Source organism: Streptomyces sp. AC627_RSS907 (assembly GCF_019049165.1).
Genome location: NZ_JAGMUE010001203.1, coordinates 1 through 607 on the forward strand (window position 1 = coordinate 1; position 607 = coordinate 607).

The 607-nt window shown below is 64.3% G+C and carries 1 protein-coding gene; it reads right to left on the reverse strand.

Annotated elements, in window-relative coordinates:
* Window positions 1-78: 78 nt before the first annotated feature.
* Window positions 79-607, reverse strand: a 529-nt coding sequence (locus tag KUM32_RS41070; protein WP_217146750.1) for a hypothetical protein, incomplete at its 5' end; no start/stop codon positions are given.

Below are 607 nucleotides of genomic sequence, written 5' to 3' on the forward strand. Positions count from 1 at the left end.
GTCCTCAGGGTCGCACCTGTTCAACCGGGCCGCTACCGTCACCTTCAGCCCGAGCCCGTCACCGTGTGACGCCGCCGCTCACTCGGCCATGAACTCCAAACACTTCGCCGTGTGGAGTTCGTTCAGCGGCACCTGCCGACGCTTTCCCCCCCAAACGTACGCGTAGACGGCCACGTCGGCGTGACGCACCACGGAAGCCAGCTTGTCCAGCACGCTCACGACCCGCTCGACCCCGAGATGGACTCGGCCCCCGACGTGGGCATGGTGGAGGGCATCGGTGTCAGCCTCGGCGTCGGTATCCCGGAACTTCTCAAGCGTCTCCTCGTCGCGAAGTTCACCGTTCTGGTGGGTCAGGAGGTGTCGCAGGTCCCTGGCCCACTCGACGTCGAGCGTCTCGACGGTGCTTCCGAGAACTGTGTGAGCGGTGACCAGCGTCTTCCAGCCTGGGGAGGTGAAGCCCTTCGGAGTCTTCAGACGAAGTCGATGGGTGCCCCGCCCGTCCTTGAGGGTTACGCGCCACCCCTTGATGACTTCTTGGGCTGCCTTTTCGAGGTACACCTCGAATGCCGTCACGCCGTTCTTCAAGACAGAGGCCTCCACCATCCAC